The organism is Micromonospora sp. LOL_014 (assembly GCF_048060245.1).
In the GTDB taxonomy this organism is placed as follows: Bacteria; Actinomycetota; Actinomycetes; order Mycobacteriales; family Micromonosporaceae; genus Micromonospora_E.
In genome coordinates this window covers 1-869 of record NZ_JBHMIP010000101.1, presented here as the reverse complement: position 1 = coordinate 869, position 869 = coordinate 1, and the positions used below count along the sequence as shown (strand labels likewise).

1 protein-coding gene is annotated in these 869 nt (G+C 61.9%); it reads right to left on the bottom strand.

Translation table 11 applies throughout. The features are described from left to right. Positions 1–15: 15 nt before the first annotated feature. Positions 16–869: IS30 family transposase (locus ACFHW1_RS28800; protein WP_416616731.1), on the bottom strand; the 854-nt coding region annotated here is incomplete at its 5' end.

Sequence of the window (869 nt, the reverse complement as noted above, 5' to 3'; positions counted from 1 at the left end):
GGCGGGATCAAGTGATCATGGCGACACTGCGTTCTTGACCAGATCGTTGAAAACTTCGATCGGCTTCAGCCAGTTCAACGTCTGACGCGGTCTGCCATTCAACTCTGCAGCGACCTTATCAAGATCCTCCTGGGTGTGCAAGGAAAGATCCGTACCCTTCGGAAAATACTGCCGGAGTAGACCATTCGTGTTCTCGTTGCTCCCGCGCTGCCACGGCGAGTGCGGGTCGCAGAAATAAACCGGCATCCCCGTCCGAACCGTGAAATCAGCATGCCGGGCCATCTCCTTCCCCTGATCCCAGGTCACACTCCCACGCATGAACTCCGGCAACGTCTCCATCTTCGCCGCGAGCAGAAAAGCGACCCGGTCAGCGGTACGGTCGAACGGAATCCGCACCAGCATGACGAAACGAGTGGTCCGCTCGACCAACGTGGCGATCTGGGACCTGTTGCCCTTCCCGATGATCAGATCACCCTCCCAGAACCCGGGAACGGCCCGGTCCTCGGCCTCCACCGGCCGCTCGCTGATGTTCACCATGTCCTTGATGGAACCCCTGGCCACGGCAGGACGCGACCGGTTCACCCGCTGCGTACGACCACGCCGCAGCGCCAGCTTCAGCTGCGTCCGCAGCTCCCCACGCGCCTGGAGATACAGGCACTCGTAGATCGTCTCGTGCGACACCCGCATCTCCGGGTCATCAGGATGATCCACCCGCAACCTCTCGCCGATCTGCCGCGGTGACCACTTCTCCGCGAAACCGTCGTTGACCGCATCGTGCAACCGCCGCGAAGACTCCAGCTTACGTGGCTTCGGTCGCAGACGATTCCCGTCGCAACGCGCCTGCGCCTCGACCGCACGGTAATCCCACG